Origin of the sequence: Microbacterium sp. HD4P20 (assembly GCF_019449275.2) — a bacterium.
GTDB lineage: Bacteria > Actinomycetota > Actinomycetes > Actinomycetales > Microbacteriaceae > Microbacterium.
This window is the reverse complement of the sequence record NZ_JAHZQZ020000014.1, coordinates 381,791-397,763: the sequence shown is the minus strand read 5'-3', so window position 1 is coordinate 397,763 and position 15,973 is coordinate 381,791. Positions and strand designations below refer to the sequence as shown.

Annotated in this window: 14 protein-coding genes; 3 read left to right on the top strand and 11 right to left on the bottom strand. The window is 68.7% G+C overall.

Annotation, left to right across the window (positions count from 1 at the left end; translation table 11 throughout):
- Position 1 precedes the first annotated feature (1 nt).
- The 5 genes from ruvX to K0817_RS10125 all read right to left on the bottom strand — a co-directional run bounded on the left by ruvX (position 2) and on the right by K0817_RS10125 (position 5,757).
- Positions 2–469, bottom strand: a complete 468-nt coding sequence (gene ruvX / locus K0817_RS10145; RefSeq protein ID WP_219981318.1) for a Holliday junction resolvase RuvX — start codon at positions 467–469, stop codon at positions 2–4.
- Between the two features lie 13 nt (positions 470–482).
- Complete coding sequence (gene alaS, locus K0817_RS10140; protein ID WP_219981317.1) at positions 483–3,140, bottom strand: alanine--tRNA ligase; 2,658 nt, start codon at positions 3,138–3,140, stop codon at positions 483–485.
- A gap of 62 nt (positions 3,141–3,202) precedes the next feature.
- Positions 3,203–3,487 (bottom strand): ATPase, encoded by a 285-nt coding sequence (locus K0817_RS10135; RefSeq protein WP_219981316.1) that lies wholly within the window; start codon positions 3,485–3,487, stop codon positions 3,203–3,205.
- Positions 3,488–3,655: 168 nt separating this feature from the next.
- On the bottom strand, positions 3,656–4,285 hold the full coding sequence (rpsD, locus tag K0817_RS10130) for a 30S ribosomal protein S4 (RefSeq protein WP_219981315.1): 630 nt from the start codon (positions 4,283–4,285) through the stop codon (positions 3,656–3,658).
- 182 nt (positions 4,286–4,467) lie between these two features.
- On the bottom strand, positions 4,468–5,757 hold the full coding sequence (locus tag K0817_RS10125; RefSeq protein ID WP_219981314.1) for a replication-associated recombination protein A: 1,290 nt from the start codon (positions 5,755–5,757) through the stop codon (positions 4,468–4,470).
- A gap of 227 nt (positions 5,758–5,984) precedes the next feature.
- On the opposite strand from K0817_RS10125, the gene K0817_RS10120 reads away from it, so the two are divergent.
- The 3 genes from K0817_RS10120 to K0817_RS10110 all read left to right on the top strand — a co-directional run bounded on the left by K0817_RS10120 (position 5,985) and on the right by K0817_RS10110 (position 8,629).
- Positions 5,985–6,293, top strand: coding sequence for a dioxygenase (locus K0817_RS10120; protein ID WP_219981313.1), 309 nt, complete (start codon positions 5,985–5,987; stop codon positions 6,291–6,293).
- A 427-nt stretch (positions 6,294–6,720) separates the two neighbouring features.
- Positions 6,721–7,995 carry a DUF349 domain-containing protein gene (locus K0817_RS10115; protein ID WP_253735342.1) on the top strand — a complete coding sequence of 425 codons (1,275 nt, stop codon included), beginning with the start codon at positions 6,721–6,723 and terminating at the stop codon, positions 7,993–7,995.
- A gap of 73 nt (positions 7,996–8,068) precedes the next feature.
- Positions 8,069–8,629, top strand: a complete 561-nt coding sequence (locus tag K0817_RS10110) for a hypothetical protein (RefSeq protein WP_219981311.1) — start codon at positions 8,069–8,071, stop codon at positions 8,627–8,629.
- Here the strand turns inward: K0817_RS10110 and K0817_RS10105 are convergent.
- The 6 genes from K0817_RS10105 to ruvA form a co-directional block, all read right to left on the bottom strand.
- Positions 8,608–10,860 carry a bifunctional (p)ppGpp synthetase/guanosine-3',5'-bis(diphosphate) 3'-pyrophosphohydrolase gene (locus K0817_RS10105; RefSeq protein ID WP_219981310.1) on the bottom strand — a complete coding sequence of 751 codons (2,253 nt, stop codon included), beginning with the start codon at positions 10,858–10,860 and terminating at the stop codon, positions 8,608–8,610. The two genes, K0817_RS10110 and K0817_RS10105, sit on opposite strands and share 22 nt — an antisense overlap.
- 71 nt (positions 10,861–10,931) lie before the next feature.
- On the bottom strand, positions 10,932–11,921 hold the full coding sequence (secF, locus tag K0817_RS10100) for a protein translocase subunit SecF (protein ID WP_219981309.1): 990 nt from the start codon (positions 11,919–11,921) through the stop codon (positions 10,932–10,934).
- Entirely contained in the window at positions 11,921–13,675 is a 1,755-nt protein-coding gene (gene secD, locus K0817_RS10095; protein WP_219981308.1) for a protein translocase subunit SecD, read from the bottom strand. Before secD ends, secF begins: the two co-directional genes overlap by 1 nt.
- A gap of 47 nt (positions 13,676–13,722) precedes the next feature.
- The gene (gene yajC, locus K0817_RS10090; protein WP_219981307.1) at positions 13,723–14,181 is read right to left on the bottom strand and encodes a preprotein translocase subunit YajC; all 459 of its coding nucleotides are present in this window, start codon (positions 14,179–14,181) and stop codon (positions 13,723–13,725) included.
- Positions 14,182–14,259: 78 nt separating this feature from the next.
- Positions 14,260–15,288, bottom strand: a complete 1,029-nt coding sequence (gene ruvB, locus K0817_RS10085; RefSeq protein ID WP_219981306.1) for a Holliday junction branch migration DNA helicase RuvB — start codon at positions 15,286–15,288, stop codon at positions 14,260–14,262.
- Complete coding sequence (ruvA, locus tag K0817_RS10080) at positions 15,281–15,907, bottom strand: Holliday junction branch migration protein RuvA (protein ID WP_219981305.1); 627 nt, start codon at positions 15,905–15,907, stop codon at positions 15,281–15,283. The genes ruvB and ruvA overlap by 8 nt, the downstream gene beginning before the upstream one ends.
- Between the last annotated feature and the right edge of the window lie 66 nt (positions 15,908–15,973).

Genomic DNA, 15,973 nt, shown 5'->3' with positions numbered 1-15,973 from the left:
GTCAGGCGGGCTCCTGGGAGACGGGGATTCCGGGGGGCCGTCCGGTGCTCTTCTCGACGTCGAGTGCTTGCTGAAGCAGGACGACTGCGGCGACCTGGTCAACGATGCTACGCGACGAACGCTGGGTTCTGCCCGAACTGCGCAATGCCGCGTGTGCCGAAACCGTCGAGAGTCGTTCGTCCACGAGCCGCACCGGGACTCCGGATGCTGTCGCCAGAGCCGCGGCGAACGTCCGTGCGTCCTCGGTGGACGCGGTGTCTTCCCCCCGCATGTTGAGCGGAAGACCGACCAGCAACTCGAACGCGGAATGCTCGTCCGCAAGCGCCCGGATGCGGGCGAGGGCCGCGTCGTCGCGCGGGACGGTTTCGACAGGAGTCGCGAGCAGACCGTCCGGATCCGAGCGCGCGACGCCCACGCGGACCCTGCCCACGTCGATACCGAGCCGCACGCCGCGCCGGAAGTCGCTCACCAGCCCCTCCCGCTCACAGGTCGAGGGCGTCCTTCACCGAGGTGAGTGCGGCGGGCAGGGCCGAGGCATCCGTTCCGCCGCCCTGCGCCACGTCGTCCCGGCCGCCACCGCCACCGCCGAGCACCGCGGCCGCGCCCTTGGCGAGCACTCCGGCCTTGACCCCGGCACGACGTGCGGAATCGTTGGTGGCGACGATCACCACGGGGCGGCCGTTCACCTCGGCTCCCAATGCGACCACCGCCGCGTCCGACCCGAGCCGCTCGCGGACCTGCAGTGCGAGTGAGCGGACGTCGTCGGCCGATGACGCCGTGCCGAGGGACTCGGCGACCACGACGGTGCCGCCGACCCGCGCGGCCGTCGACGCGAGCGCGGGAAGCCGATCGCCCAGGGCCTTCGCTTCGAAGGCCGCGATCTTCTTCTCGGCGGCTTTGAGACTGGCCGTCAGCTCGGCGATCCGCGCGGGAAGCTGTTCGCGCGGCGTCTTGAGGGTGGACGTCAGCTGCGAGACCAGGGCGCGCTCGGCGGCCAGCGATCGGAACGCATCGAGTCCCACAAGTGCTTCGACGCGGCGGTTGGACGCGCCCACCGACGACTCGCCGACCAGGCTGATGAGGCCGACCTCCGCACTGCTGGAGACGTGTGTCCCGGCGCACAGCTCGCGCGACCAGGGGCCCCCGATGTCGACCATGCGGACGGTGTCGCCGTACTTCTCGCCGAAGAGAGCCATCGCGCCGAGCGACTTGGCCTCGTCCAGCGCGAGGACGCGCGTCGTGACTTCGAGGTTGTCGCGCACGGCGTTGTTGGCGATCTCTTCGATCTCGGTCTTGGTGGCGTCCGACAGCGATTGACCCCACGTGAAGTCGAAGCGCATGTAGCCGGCGCGGTTGAGCGATCCCGCCTGAGTCGCGGTCCGGCCGAGCGTGTCGCGCAGCGCGGCGTGCACGAGGTGCGTCGCCGAGTGCGCCTGGCGGGCGGCGCGACGATTCGCGGCATCCACGATCGACGTGGCGGCCTGCCCCACGCCGACCTCGCCGCTGGTGACCTCCACGGTGTGGCTGATGAGGCCGGGCACCGGCTTCTGCACGTCGATGACGTCCAGTTCATAGCCCGGTCCCACGATGACGCCCTTGTCGGCGACCTGACCGCCGGACTCGGCGTACAGGGCCGTATCGGCGAGGATCACCTCGGCGATCTGCCCGGTGCCGGCTCGATCGACCGAGACTCCGTCGACGAGGACGCCGAGCACCCGCGAAGGCGTCTCGAGGTCGGTGTAGCCGGTGAACACGGTCTCGCCCTGTGCGCGCAGGTCGCGGTAGACGCTGGTGTCGGCGAGCTGGCGCTTGCGGGCCTTCGCATCGGCCTTCGCGCGTGACCGTTGCTCTTGCATGAGTGTGTCGAACGCGGCGCGGTCGACGGTGAGCCCCGCCTCCTGCGCGATCTCGAGCGTCAGGTCGATCGGGAAGCCGTAGGTGTCGTGCAGCAGGAAGGCCTCGGCACCCGCGACGGTGGTGCCGCCGGAGGCCTTGGTCTGATCCAGCGACTCGTCGAGGATCGACTCCCCTGCCGCCAGCGTGCGCAGGAAGGTCGCCTCCTCGGCCAGCGCGTACTGCGAGATCCGCGCCCAGTCCGTCTCGACGACCGGGTACGCGTCCTTCATGGCGTCGCGGGATGCCGCGAACAGCTCGGCGAACGTCGGGCCCTCCATCCCCAGCAGCCGCATCGAGCGGATCGCGCGGCGCATCAAGCGCCGCAGGATGTAGCCGCGGCCGTCATTGGACGGCGTGACGCCGTCCGACATGAGCATGAGTGAAGAGCGCACGTGGTCGGCGATCACTCGGAAGCGCACGTCGTCGTCGTGGTTCGCGCCGTACGTGCGGCCGCTCAGCTCCACCGCCTTGTCGAGGACCGGGCGGACCTGGTCGGTCTCGTACATGTTGTCGACGCCTTGCTTGATGAACGCGATGCGCTCCAGGCCCATGCCGGTGTCGATGTTCTTCGCGGGAAGCTCCCCCACGATGTCGAAGTCGTACTTCGAGCGCACGTTGGTGATCTCGTACTGCATGAACACGAGGTTCCAGATCTCGACGTAGCGGTCGTCGTCCGTGGCGGGACCGCCGTCGATGCCGTACGCCGGGCCGCGGTCGAAGAAGATCTCCGAACAGGGGCCCGCCGGGCCGGGAAGACCGGTGCTCCAGTAGTTGGTGTCCTTGCCGAGGCGCTGGATGCGCTCCTCGGGGAAGCCGGCGACCGTCTGCCACAGCTCGAAGGCCTCGTCGTCGTCCTCGTAGACCGTGACCCACAGGTCCTTCGGATCGAAGCCGAGTCCGCCGTCTTCTTCGGCCGCGGTCAACAGCTCCCACGCGAAGCGGATGGCACCCTCTTTGAAGTAGTCCCCGAACGACCAGTTCCCGAGCATCTGAAAGAACGTGCCGTGCCGCGGCGTCTTTCCGACCTCTTCGATGTCGTTCGTCCGGATGCACTTCTGGTTGTCTGCGGCACGGGCGTAGGGTGCGGGCACGTCACCGCTGAGGTACGGGATGAACGGCACCATGCCCGCCACGGTGAACAGCAGCGCCGGGTCGTCGGTCACCAGCGATGCCGAAGGCACGATGGTGTGGCCGTTCTTCTCGAAGTAGTCGAGGAAGCGCTGGGCGATCTCGGCGGTCTTCATTCGGGTCCTCGCAGATGCGCGGGCCATTGCCCCGGGTCGACCCGGGGGCGGGCTCCGCTGGGTCAGTCGGTGAGCTTGCGTGCGGCGTCGGAGACGGCGTCGACGGCGTCGGTCGCGACATCGGTGGCGCCGGATGCCGCCGCCCGCGCTGCGTCCTTGACATCATCGACGAGACCCGAGAACCGGGCCTCCTGCTCGCGGTATGCGTCGCCCATGCGATCGGTGAACTCCGAGATGCGGGCGTCCACATCGGTGAGGATCTCGTGTCCGCGCGGATCCTTGTTCATGAGGTGCGCCACGACGAAGCCGCCGGCGATGCCGAGCACGAACCAGAACAGGTTCTTCATGTCATCACTCCTCGCTAGGGGCCGCGGGCGCGGCATCCCCCCATCGTAGGCGTGTCCCGGCACCGTTGCAGAGCGACGTGCTCGGCAACCGCGAAGACAGCGCTGCTGACGACGGAGGGCGCCGGGTTTCCCCGGCGCCCTCCACCCGAATCGTGTTCGCAGAAGCGCTTATCGCGCCGCGTAGTACTCGACGACGAGCTGGACGTCGCAGACGACCGGAACCTCGGCGCGCTTGGGGCGGCGCACGAGACGGGCCTGCAGCTTGTCGAGCTCGACCTCGAGGTAGCTCGGAACCGGGGGCAGCACCTCGGCGTGACCACCGGCGGCGGCCACCTGGAAGGGCTCGAGGCCCTCGCTCTTGGGCTTGACGTGGATGACCTGGCCCGGCTTCACGCGGAACGACGGGCGGTCCACGAGCTGGCCGTCGACGAGGATGTGACGGTGCACGACGAGCTGACGCGCCTGCGCCGTGGTGCGAGCGAACCCGGCGCGGACCACGAGCGAGTCCAGTCGCATCTCGAGCTGCTCGACGAGGTTCTCACCGGTCAGACCCTGGGTGCGGCGGGCCTCGTTGAACTGGATGCGCAGCTGCTTCTCGCGGATGCCGTACTGCTCGCGCAGACGCTGCTTCTCGCGCAGACGGACGGCGTAGTCGCTGTCCTGCTTGCGCTTGGTGCGGCCGTGCTCACCCGGAGCGTACGGACGCTTCTCGAGGTACTTGGCCGCCTTGGGGGTCAGTGCAATGCCGAGGGCGCGCGACAGACGCACCTTGCGGCGATCCTGGGACTTCGTAGCCACGAAGTGTTCCTTTCTTGACGCTGCCGTGTCTTTCACGGCTCGCGGGCGTATCGCCTGTCTTCGCCCTGTCCGGACTGCACGCCGGGGCATGCCGGAAGGTGGTGAGGAAGAGAGGGGATGCCCGAAAACTCGGTTTCGAGCCGGTCAAGTCTAGCAGAGGGCCCCGCGGCGGCCGTTCGGAGTCACTGGCCGTCGAGGATCCGGCGGATCTTCTCCAGCCGCGCCTGCACGTCGCGCTCGGCGCCGAGCGCCTTGGGCTCGTAGTAGCGGCGTCCGCGCAGCTCGTCGGGCAGGTATTGCTGGGCAGAGATCCCGATCTCGGCGTCGTGGGGGTAGACATACCCTTTGCCGTGGCCCAGACGCTTCGCACCGGCGTAGTGAGCGTCTCGCAGATGCACCGGGACGGGGCCGAAGCCGCCGGAGCGCACATCGGCGATCGCCGCGTTGATCGCCAGGTAGGCGGCGTTGGATTTCGCCGTCGTCGCCAGATACGCCGTGGCCTCGGCGAGCGGGATCCTTCCCTCGGGCATGCCGATGAACTGGACGGCATCGGCGGCCGCGACGGCGATCGGCAGCGCTTGCGGATCGGCGAGGCCGATGTCCTCGGCTGCCGAAATGATCAGGCGCCGCGCGATGAAGCGAGGATCCTCCCCCGCCTCGATCATGCGGGCGAGGTAATGCATCGCGGCATCCACGTCCGATCCCCTGATGGACTTGATGAACGCGCTGATCACGTCGTAGTGCTCATCGCCCTGACGGTCGTATCGCAGGAGCGCACGGTCGACGGCCTGCGCCACGTGCTCCGAGGTGATCTCGGGAGCTTCGCCGTCACTGCCGTCCGCTTCGTCGGGGACGGCGAGGGATGCCGCCGCTTCGAGCGCGGTGAGCGCGCGGCGGGCGTCGCCCGAGGCCAGTCGCACCAGGGCGCTCCGGCCCTCGTCCGACAGCGACACGGCGCCCGCCAAACCCCGCGGATCCGCGACGGCACGGTCGATCAGCACGCACAGATCCTCGTCGGTGAGCGGCTTGAGGGTGAGCAGGAGCGAGCGGGACAGCAGCGGTGAGACGACCGAGAACGACGGGTTCTCGGTCGTCGCGGCGATCAGCACGACCCAGCCGTTCTCGACGCCAGGAAGAAGGGCGTCCTGCTGCGCCTTGGTGAAACGGTGGATCTCGTCGAGGAAGAGGATCGTCGACTGGTCGTAGAGATCCCGCTGTGTGAGCGCCTCCTGCATGACCTCCCGGACATCTCGGACGCCGGCGGTGACGGCTGAGAGCTCGACGAAGCGCCGTCCTGACGAGCGCGCGATGGCCTGCGCGAGCGTGGTCTTTCCCGTGCCGGGAGGCCCCCACAGGATGACCGACGTGCCGGTGCGCGCCGAGGCATCCGGATTCGCCAGCGTCACCAGCGGCGAGCCCGCGCGTAGCAGATGCGACTGGCCCGCGACCTCGTCGAGCGAGACCGGGCGCATGCGAACCGCGAGAGGAGTCTGCCCTTGGAACAACGCGGTCTGCGGGCCTGCGCTCCCGGAAGCTCCACGCGACGCGCCTGCGGCACGTGGAGAGGGGGCGGGCGTCGTCACCATTCCAGGCTATCCCGGGGATCCGACTCCGGACCGGCCCAGGGTTTGGCCGTCACCACGGCCGCCCCATAGGATCAACCCGGCTCCGGGCCGACACCGGAGCGAAGGAGGCCCCTGTGGCGGTCGGAGGAAAAGATCGCGATGCCCGCGCCGAGCGGGAGCGCGCCCGGTTGTATCAGGCGCGCCGTGACTTCCATGACCGGCAGATCCGCCGGCGCACACGCGACAACCTGATCGCCGGCATCGCGGGCGGGCTGCTCATCGTGGGCTTGATCGCCTCGCAGACCGTCTATTTCGTGGCAGGTCCGGGCGCGCCCGAGCCGACTCCCACGCCGACCTCGACTCCGTCGCCCACCGGATCGACGACGCCGACGTCCCCGACGCCGTCGCCGGACTCCGGCGCCACGCCCACGCCCACCCCCTGAGGCAGCTCAACCCGCACCGAATGCGGGGCACCGGCCGTACTAGGCTGGGGAGCCGTCCAAACTCCCGCAGACGGCGCAAGCCGTGATGAGGTGCATTTCCGTGACTGCCGCAGCAGAGCCCACCGCCGACAATGAAGCCCCCGAGGGCCCTGAGACCAGCCAGATCGAGGCCGCCGCGACCGCAGCCGACGAAGACGTGGCGCCGCTCGAGGTGACGCCCGACGACGTTCCGGACGCGGTGCAGCCTGACGACGCTCCGGACGCGGTGCAGCCTGACGACGCTCCGGACCAGGTGACTCGCGACGCCCCGGCAGACGACGTGGCCGCCGCGGACGCGCCCGCTGAAGAGGCGCCCGCTGAAGAGCCTACGGTCGAAGAGGCGCCCGCGGAGGTCCGTCCCGCTCCTCCCGTCCCCACTCCCGCCGCAGTGGCACGCGCGGCCTCCCCGGCGCCGGCGAGCCCGGCTGCCGCGCGAGAGAGCGAGCCCTGGGGTCGGGTCGACGACGACGGCACCGTGTCGGTGCGCGAGTCCGGTGGCTGGCGGGTCGTCGGACAGTACCCCGACGGGTCGGCCGAAGAGGCACTGGCTTACTACGAGCGCAAGTACGCCGATCTGGCGAGCGAGGTGACACTTCTCGAGGTGCGCCACCGCCGGGGCGGCGCGTCGGCTTCCGATCTGCGTGCGACCGCGCGCACCATCGAGGCCAAGCTCGAGGGAGCGGCCGCGGTCGGCGATCTCGCCAGTCTTGCCGCGCGCCTCGCCGCGCTGACCGAGACGCTCGCCGCCGCGTCCGAAACCGAGGCCGCTGCAGCCCGCGAAGCCGTCGAGGACGCGGTCAAGGCGCGCACCGAACTCGTCGAGAAGGCCGAGGCCCTCGCCGCGCGCGACCCCCGCAGTGTGCAGTGGAAGCAGGCGACCGCCGACCTCAACGCACTGTTCGAGCAGTGGCAGGCGCAGCAGCAGCACGGTCCCCGGCTGCCGAAGTCGACGGCCCAGCAGCTGTGGAAGCGATTCCGCGACGCGCGCGCCATCGTCGACAAGCACCGCCGCGCGTTCTACGCCGAACTCGACGAGGCGCACAAGACGGTGCGAGACCGCAAGACGCGACTCGTCGAACGTGCCGAGGCGCTGGCGCCCCGGGGCGAGGACGGCATCCCGGCGTACCGCGACCTGCTCGACGAGTGGAAGGCCGCAGGTCGGGCCGGCAAGAAGGTCGACGATGCGCTCTGGGCACGTTTCAAGGCTGCCGGTGACGCGCTGTACGGCGCGCGGATCGAGCGAGAAGCCGCGGATGCCGAGGCCTCGCGCGAGAAGATCGACGCCAAGCGCGTGCTGCTCGAAGAGGCCAAGGCGGTGCCGGACGAGCGCGACATCGCCAAGGCCCGCGCTCTGCTCACGAGCATCCAGCGGCAGTGGGACGACATCGGCCGCATCTTCCCTCGCGACGCCGAGCGCGCCCTCGACGACGAGCTCCGCAAGATCGAGCAGTCGCTGCGCACCCGCGAAGAGACCGACTGGAAGCGGAACAACCCCGAGACGAAGGCCCGCGCCAACGACATGACGCGCCAGCTCACCGACGCGATCGAGAAGCTGGAAGAAGAGGTCGCGGCAGCGGAGAAGTCGGGTGATGCGAAGGCGGTCGCGAAGGCGAAGGAGGCGCTCGAAGCGCGCCGCGCGTGGCTGAACGCCCTCGGCGGCTGACGGCAGCGCACGTTGTCCACAGATCGACGGGTCGAGGCATCCGTCGATCACCGCGGTGCGGCACACTTCCAGGATGGCGTCACCGTTCCTGTACTTCGCCGGCGACCGGCTCTCGTCCGCAGAGCTCTCGGCGGCGTGCCTGGACGGCGACCTGGTCGATCTCGGTGACGCGTACATCCCGGCGGACGCCGTCGAGACCACCGCATTGCGGGCCGGATCACTGGCCCGCAGGCTCGGGGACTCGCTCGCCGCGACCCATCTGACCGCGGCTTGGATCCACGGGGCGCTGCCGCTGCCACCGTCACGCCACACCGTGCAGCGCGCCGTCACCCGCCGCCTGCACCGCACGCCCGATCGCCGACTCGTGTACCGCGACCTCGCGGTGCCGGCGAGCGACCTTCACATCATCGGCGGCATCCGTGTGACCACTCCGGTGCGCACCCTCATCGATCTGGCCAGGATCGATGACGAACGGCACGCGCGCGCCGCAACGCTGCTGGGCCGAACGCTCCCCGATGCACTCGCACCGGCGATCGCCCGGCTGGAGGCCGGAGTGCTTCCGCACAAGCGGATCGGTCTGGCGCTCTTGCGCGACGTGCTCGCCGCCGCAGGTCAGGACGAGGTCACGCGGTAGACGTCGTACACGGCGTCGATGCGCCGAACGGCGTTGAGCACGCGGTCGAGGTGCACGATGTCACCCATCTCGAAGACGAACTTGCTGAGCGCGAGCCGGTCGTTCGTCGTCGACACCGTTGCCGAGAGGATGTTCACGTGGTGCTCGCTGAGCACGCGGGTGACATCGCTCAGGAGGCCCGACCGGTCGAGCGCCTCGACCTGGATCTGCACGAGGAAGACGCTCTTGGTGGTGGACCCCCACTCGACGTCGATCATGCGCGCCGGATCCTGCATCAGTGATGCGACGTTGGTGCAGTCGCTGCGGTGCACCGAAACGCCGCTCCCTCGCGTGACGAATCCGACCACCTGATCGCCGGGCACCGGCGTGCAGCACTTCGCGAGCTTGACCAGGATGTCGGGAGCGCCGCGGACCAGGATGCCGGAATCGCCGCCGCGAGAAGCGGACCGTGTGCGGCCCACCGACGGAAGGTCGATAGGACCCGTCGTGGTGTCGTTGGCGGCGACGAGGGCCGTGACCTTCTCGATGACGGACTGGGTGGACACGTGGCCCTCGCCGACGGCGGCGTAGAGCGCCGACACGTCCTCGTAGCGCAGCTGGTGGGCGACCTCTGAGAACGAGTCCTGGCTCATCAGCCGCTGCAGCGGCAGATTCTGGCGCCGCATCGCGCGCGCGATCGACTCCTTGCCCTGCTCGATCGCCTCCTCGCGGCGCTCCTTCGTGAACCAGCCGCGGATCTTATTGCGGGCACGCGTGCTCTTGACGAATCCCAGCCAGTCCTGGCTCGGACCGGCATCCGGATTCTTGGAGGTGAACACCTCGACGACGTCGCCGCTCTTGAGCTCGGACTCCAGCGGCACCAGCCGGCCGTTGACTTTCGCGCCCATGGTGCGATGACCGACCTCGGTGTGCACGGCGTACGCGAAATCGACCGGCGTCGCACCTGCCGGCAGACCGACGACACGACCCTTCGGGGTGAAGACGTACACCTCTTTGGCGCCGATCTCGAACCGCAGCGAGTCGAGGAACTCTCCCGGGTCGGCCGTCTCGGCCTGCCAGTCCGAGATGTGCGCAAGCCACGCCATGTCGGTGTCGATGGCTTTGGGATCCGCCTTGCCGCCGGCCAGCCGCTCCTTGTACTTCCAGTGCGCCGCGACGCCGTACTCGGCCTGCTGGTGCATCTCATTGGTGCGGATCTGGATCTCGACGGTGCGACCGCCCGGGCCGATGACCGTGGTGTGCAACGACTGGTAGAGGTTGAACTTCGGCGTCGCGATGTAGTCCTTGAATCGGCCGGGCAATGGCGTCCAGCGCGCATGGATGGCGCCCAGCACCGCGTAGCAGTCGCGAACGCTGCCCACCATGATGCGGATGCCGATCAAGTCGTAGATGTCGTCGAACTCGCGTCCGCGCACCACCATCTTCTGATACACCGAGTACAGCTGCTTGGGGCGGCCCATGACCCGGCCCCGGATGCGCAGTTCCCGCAGATCTGCGTCGACCGCGTCGATCACGTTCTGCACGTACTGCTCGCGCTGCGGCGTGCGCTGCTTGACGAGGCTGTCGATCTCGGCGTAGAGCTTCGGGTGCAGGACCGCGAACGACAGATCCTCGAGCTCGGACTTGATGGCCTGGATGCCGAGGCGGTGTGCCAGCGGGGCATAGATCTCGAGCGTCTCGGTCGCCTTCTTGCGCGCCTTCTCAGGCGGCACGAACCCCCACGTGCGCGCATTGTGCAGGCGGTCGGCGAGTTTGATCAGCAGGACGCGGATGTCACGCGACATCGCGACGATCATCTTGCGGACGGTCTCGGCCTGCGCGCTCTCGCCGTACTTGACCTTGTCGAGCTTCGTGACACCGTCCACGAGCATCGCGACCTCGTCGCCGAACTCGGCGCTCAGAGTCTCGAGCGAGTACTGGGTGTCTTCGACGGTGTCATGCAGAAGCGCGGCGGCGATCGCACGGGGGCCGAGCCCCAGATCGGCGAGGATCTGCGCCACCGCGAGCGGGTGCGTGATGTAGGGCTCGCCGCTCTGCCGCGTCTGTCCGGTGTGCGCGCGATCGGCGACGGAATAGGCTCGCTCGATGATCGACAGATCGCCCTTGGGGTGATGCGTGCGCACCGTCCGAAGCAGCTGCTCGACATCGTCCCGCCGTGCCGAGCGCGAGAAGATGCGGGGCACGAGTCGCCGCAGCGACGAGGTCTGGGCGGGAGGGACGGTCTCGGTCATGCGATCGCCTCCCCTCCGCTGGACCTCACAATCCTACGCCCGCCGCGCCGGTCGCCCGGCCGGGGGCGATCTCAGGCAGGAGTGCCGGCGAGCTCGCGGGCGGTGACGACGCGCTCGTCGCGCGTCTTGATCGCCTGCTCGTTCTCGCGCAGCAGCGAGTACAGGGGCGCGGCCACGAAGATCGTCGAGTACGCCGCGACGATGGTTCCCACGAAGATCGACAGCGACAGGTCGGTCAGCGTCTGGGCGCCGACCCACAGCAGGCCGAGGAAGAGGATCGCCCCCGTCGGCAGGACCGCCACGACCGTTGTGTTGATGGAGCGCACCAGCGTCTGGTTGACGGCGAGGTTCACCGAGTCCCCGAAGGTGCGACCGGACACTTCCCCGTCTTCGCTGGTGTTCTCCCTGATCTTGTCGAAGACGACCGTCGTGTCGTAAAGCGCGTACGACAGGATCGTCAGGAACCCGATGACGGCCGCCGGCGAGATCTCGAAGCCGAACAGCGCGTACACGCCGATCGTGATGATGAGCACATCCACCAGGCCGATGATCGCCGACACCGACATCTTCCACGTGCGGAAGTACAGCGCCAGGATCAAGAAGGTCAGCGCGAGGAAGATGGCCAGACCCCACAGTGACGTGCGGGTGACGTCGGCACCCCAGCTCGGGCCGATGAACGAGTAGCTCACCTCGCTCGCCGGTACGTCGTAGGCAGTGGCGAGAGCTTCCGAGACCTCTCGGCTCTCGGCATCCGTCATCTGGTCGGTCTGCACGCGCACCGCGTCGTCGCCGATCGTGACGACCTTCGTCGTCGCGCCGGGGACGACCGACAGCACGGCCTCGGTCGCCATCAACTGGTCAGTGGTTGCGACACCGTTGACCGTGAACTGCGAGCCGCCGGTGAACTCGATCGAGAACTGGATCGGGCGGATCAGCGGCACCAGTGCCGACCCGATCACAAGGATCGCAGCGATCAGGAACCAGAGGCGCCGGCGCCCGACGAACGGGAACGAGGTCTTGCCGGTGTAGAGGTCATTGCCGAGCTGACTCATGGAGCGCATCAGTCGTCCCCCTCCTTGGCGGTCTTCGCGGGTTTGGGGCCGCTCTGCTTCGGTGCGGTTCCCGCACCGCCGGCCGCGAGCTCGGCCTGCTTGCGCTCCGCGATCGTCTGGCGGCGGACCGCCTCACCACGGGACTTGGCGGCACGGCGTGCGGCCGCGGTCGTCGCGACATCAGCCACCGGCGCACGGAACTGGGCGCGGCCCCGGTAGACCGCGCCGAGAGCGGTCGGGTCGAGTCCGGACAGCGGATGCCCCGACCCGAAGAAGCGCGTGCGTGCGAGCAGCTGCATGACCGGATGGGTGAAGAGTATGAAGATGAGCACGTCGATCGCGGTGGTGAGACCGAGCGTGAACGCGAAGCCCTTCACCGTCGAGTCGGCCAGGATGTACAGCACGACCGCGGCGAGTACGTTGATCGACTTCGAGATGTAGATCGTGCGCTTGGCGCGACCCCAGCCGTCCTCGACCGCGCTCGTGATGGACTTGCCGTCGCGCAGCTCATCGCGGATGCGCTCGAAGTACACGATGAACGAGTCCGCCGTGAATCCGATCGTGACGATGAGACCGGCGACTCCGGCCAGCGACAGACGGAAGCCCATGCGCCAGGCCAGAATGCACAGTGCGACATAGGTGAGCACGGCCATCACCGCGAGCGAGGCGATGATGACGAACCCGAGCGATCGGTAGACGATGAGCGAGTACAGCGCGACCAGCGCGAGGCCGATGAGGCCCGCGATGACCCCGATCTGCAGCTGCTGTGATCCGAGGGTCGCCGAGATCGAGTTGGAGCTCTCGACAGCGAAGCTGAGCGGCAGCGCGCCGTACTTCAGCTGATCGGCGAGCACCTTCGCGGTCTCCTGGGTGAAGTTGCCCGTGATGCTCGGCCGGCCGTCGATGATCGGGGCGTTCATGGAGGGGGCCGTCAGCACATAGCCGTCGAGAACGAACGCGAACTGGTCCAACGGCGGCTGCGCACCGTACAGGCGCTGGCTGATCTCGCTGAAGACCTCGGTGCCTTCTCCGTCGAACTGCAGGTTGACGGCCCACTGGTTGTTCGTGGTCTGCAGGCCGAACGTCGCGTCGTCGATCGACGATCCGTCCAGCTCCACCGGTCCGAGGATGTACTTGAAGCTGCCGTCGGCCTCGCACGTGATGAGCGGCTCGTCGGCCGGTGCGCTGGCGGGGTCGTTGGCGGGGTCGGCACAGTCGTACGCCTGGTACGCGGCCGACAGCTGCGGCGTGACCCATGCCGTATCGCTGCCGTTGGTCGGCGCGACGGATGGGGTCGCGGCGAGCGTGGGGTCCGGAGTCGGGTACGGCGTCTCGTTGCCGTCCTCGCCGATGAAGGTGTTCGTCGGCGCACCCGCCACCAGCACGGCGCGCAGCTGCAGCTGGGCCGAGGCCTCGATGCGGTTGCGGGTCTCTTCGTCGGCCTGACCGGGGATCTGGACGACGATCTGGTTGCCGCCCTGCGTGGTGACGTCGGCCTCGCCGACACCCGATGCGTCGACGCGCTGGCGGATGATGGTGACCGCCTGCTGCATCTGCTCGGTGGACGGATCGGCGCCGTCCTCGGTCTGCGCCTCGAGCACGATCTGCGTGCCGCCCTGCAGGTCGAGCGCGAGTTCAGGGACCCACGAGCTGCCCTTGAACACGTACACGCCGAGCGCGTTGATGCCGAACAGCACGGCGGTGATGGCGAGAAGGCCGATCAGCGCGCGCCACGCATGCCGGACGGGAGTGGATGTCGCCACGTCTTCGCTTTCTGGAGAGAGGGCCGTGCGGCCGGTCGGTCAGACGGTCAGTCTCGTGACTTCGGACCGGAGTCGGCGTCGGGGTCGTTCTCTTCCTTGCTGGCGACGCGCTGGTCGTCGCTGATCGAGGAGATGTCGCCGCTGGCGACGCCCTCGGCGTACTCGGCGTGGCTCTCTTCCGAGGCGAGGTACTCGTCCTCGCTGACGGCGCCTTCGGTGGGGTTCACCACCCGCAGGATGGCCTGGCTGTGGACCTTGATCTCGACGCCGGGCGCGAGCTGCACGATCGCCGGCTGGTCGAGGTTGTCGGGGTCGAACGACACGATGGTGCCGTAGAGACCACCCTGCAGCAGGACCTCGGCGCCCGGGACCGTCTCACGCGCCTTCTGCTCCTGCTCGAGCTTCTGCTTCTGCATCCGACGGCGCGAGCTCCAGAACATGAAGACGAGGAGCACGACCAGCAGGATGATGAGGCCGTAATTGCTCAGGAAGGTAGCGATGTCCATGGAGGCGAGAGCACCTTTCGGTTCAGGCACGCCAGGCGGCGCTGCCTTTCAAGGGGGGTGGGCGAAAGCCTCCAGCGATTATAGGTCATTGAACCCGAACACCGATTCGGCCGACGCGACCCCGAGGTGCGCGTACGCCTCCGGCATCGCGACCCTGCCGCGCGGCGTGCGCCCGATGAAGCCGATCCTCACGAGGTACGGCTCGACGACGGACTCGATCGTGTCGGACTCCTCGCCGACCGCTACCGACAGGGTGCCCAGCCCCACCGGTCCTCCACGGAAGCGCCGCACGAGTGCATCGAGGACGGCGCGGTCGAGCCGGTCCAGGCCGATCGCGTCGACGTCGTACAGGTCCAGCGCCGCATCGACGATGCCCGCATCGGCCCCCCTGCCGTTGCCGTGCACGATGCTGTAGTCGCGGACGCGGCGCAGCAGGCGGTTCGCGATGCGAGGTGTGCCTCTCGACCGGCGCGCGATTTCCGCTCGCGGGCCGGGCGGGACGGCGACGCCGAGCATCGCAGCCGACCTTTCGAGGACCCGCTCGAGCTCCTCGGGTTCGTAGTACTCCAGGTGTGCGGTGAAACCGAAGCGGTCGCGGAGAGGATTCGGAAGCATGCCGGAGCGGGTCGTGGCGCCGACCAGCGTGAACGGTGCGAGATCAAGCGGGATGCTGGTGGCGCCCGCCCCCTTGCCGACCATGATGTCGATGCGGAAGTCCTCCATCGCGAGGTACAGCATCTCTTCCGCGGAGCGCGCCATTCGGTGGATCTCGTCGATGAAGAGGACCTCACCGGGAGTCAGACTCGACAGCAGCGCGGCCAGATCTCCGGCGTGCTGGATCGCCGGACCACTCGACAGCCGGAGCGGCCGGTTGCTCTCGTGGGCGACGATCATCGCCAGGGTCGTCTTGCCGAGCCCCGGCGGTCCAGACAGCAAGATGTGATCCGCCGGGCGCTGCTGAATGCGGGCGGCATCCAGTAGCAGCTGCAGCTGCCCGCGCACCTTCTGCTGCCCGACGAACTCGGCCAGCGACGACGGGCGCAGGGCGCCCTCGATGGCCAGCTCGGTCTCGTCGGCGGGCTCGTCGGCATCGCGGACGTCAACCATTCACAGACTCCTTCCGCGCCGGACCGAGCGCCGCGAGCGTCAGGCGCAACAGTGCAGGCACCGAGGCGCGATCGCCTTCGGATGCGTCGACAGCTGCCGTCTCGACGGCGTCGGCGGCGATGCGCTCCGACCACCCGAGGCCTATCAGGGCCTGGACGACCTGGGCTGTCACGCCGCCGGCGGTGGCGACATCCGCTCCGCCCGCGACGGAGGGACGCGAGGCGATGACCTTGCCGGTGAGCTGCACCACGATCAGTTTGGCCGTCTTGGGGCCGATGCCCGAGACGCGGCGGAACGGCGCGTCGTCGTCCGCGGCGACCGCGTCGGCGATCTGCGGCACGGTCAGCGTTGCGAGCACGCCGAGGGCGGACTTCGGTCCCACACCGGTGACCCCCAGGAGCTGCGTGAACACGGCGAGTTCTTCGCGCGTCTCGAATCCGAAGAGCGAGAGGGCGTCCTCGCGGACGATGAGGGTCGTATGCAGGAGCACGGCCTCGCCGAGGGACGTCGCACGCGCCACCTGGGGTGTCACGGCGACGTGCAGGCCAACCCCGCCGACCTCGACGACGACGGAATCCGCATCGACGTGGACGGCCGTGCCGCGGACTGACGAGATCATGCGTCGAGCCTACGGGTCGGTTCGGAGGTTTGTTCGAGCGACACGCTCACGGACGCGCTCAGCGAC

Bases quoted from the DNA above. Each gene is read 5' to 3' on its own strand.
- alaS (WP_219981317.1), bottom strand. From the start codon at position 3,140: ATGAAGACCGCCGAGATCGCCCAGCGCTTCCTCGACTACTTCGAGAAG.
- K0817_RS10135 (WP_219981316.1), bottom strand. From the start codon at position 3,487: ATGAAGAACCTGTTCTGGTTCGTGCTCGGCATCGCCGGCGGCTTCGTC.
- K0817_RS10125 (WP_219981314.1), bottom strand. From the start codon at position 5,757: ATGCGCCCGGTCTCGCTCGACGAGGTCGCGGGCCAGTCGCATCTGCTA.
- K0817_RS10110 (WP_219981311.1), top strand. From the start codon at position 8,069: ATGGCGTCACCGTTCCTGTACTTCGCCGGCGACCGGCTCTCGTCCGCA.
- K0817_RS10105 (WP_219981310.1), bottom strand. From the start codon at position 10,860: ATGACCGAGACCGTCCCTCCCGCCCAGACCTCGTCGCTGCGGCGACTC.
- secF (WP_219981309.1), bottom strand. From the start codon at position 11,921: ATGCGCTCCATGAGTCAGCTCGGCAATGACCTCTACACCGGCAAGACC.
- yajC (WP_219981307.1), bottom strand. From the start codon at position 14,181: ATGGACATCGCTACCTTCCTGAGCAATTACGGCCTCATCATCCTGCTG.
- ruvB (WP_219981306.1), bottom strand. From the start codon at position 15,288: ATGGTTGACGTCCGCGATGCCGACGAGCCCGCCGACGAGACCGAGCTG.
- ruvA (WP_219981305.1), bottom strand. From the start codon at position 15,907: ATGATCTCGTCAGTCCGCGGCACGGCCGTCCACGTCGATGCGGATTCC.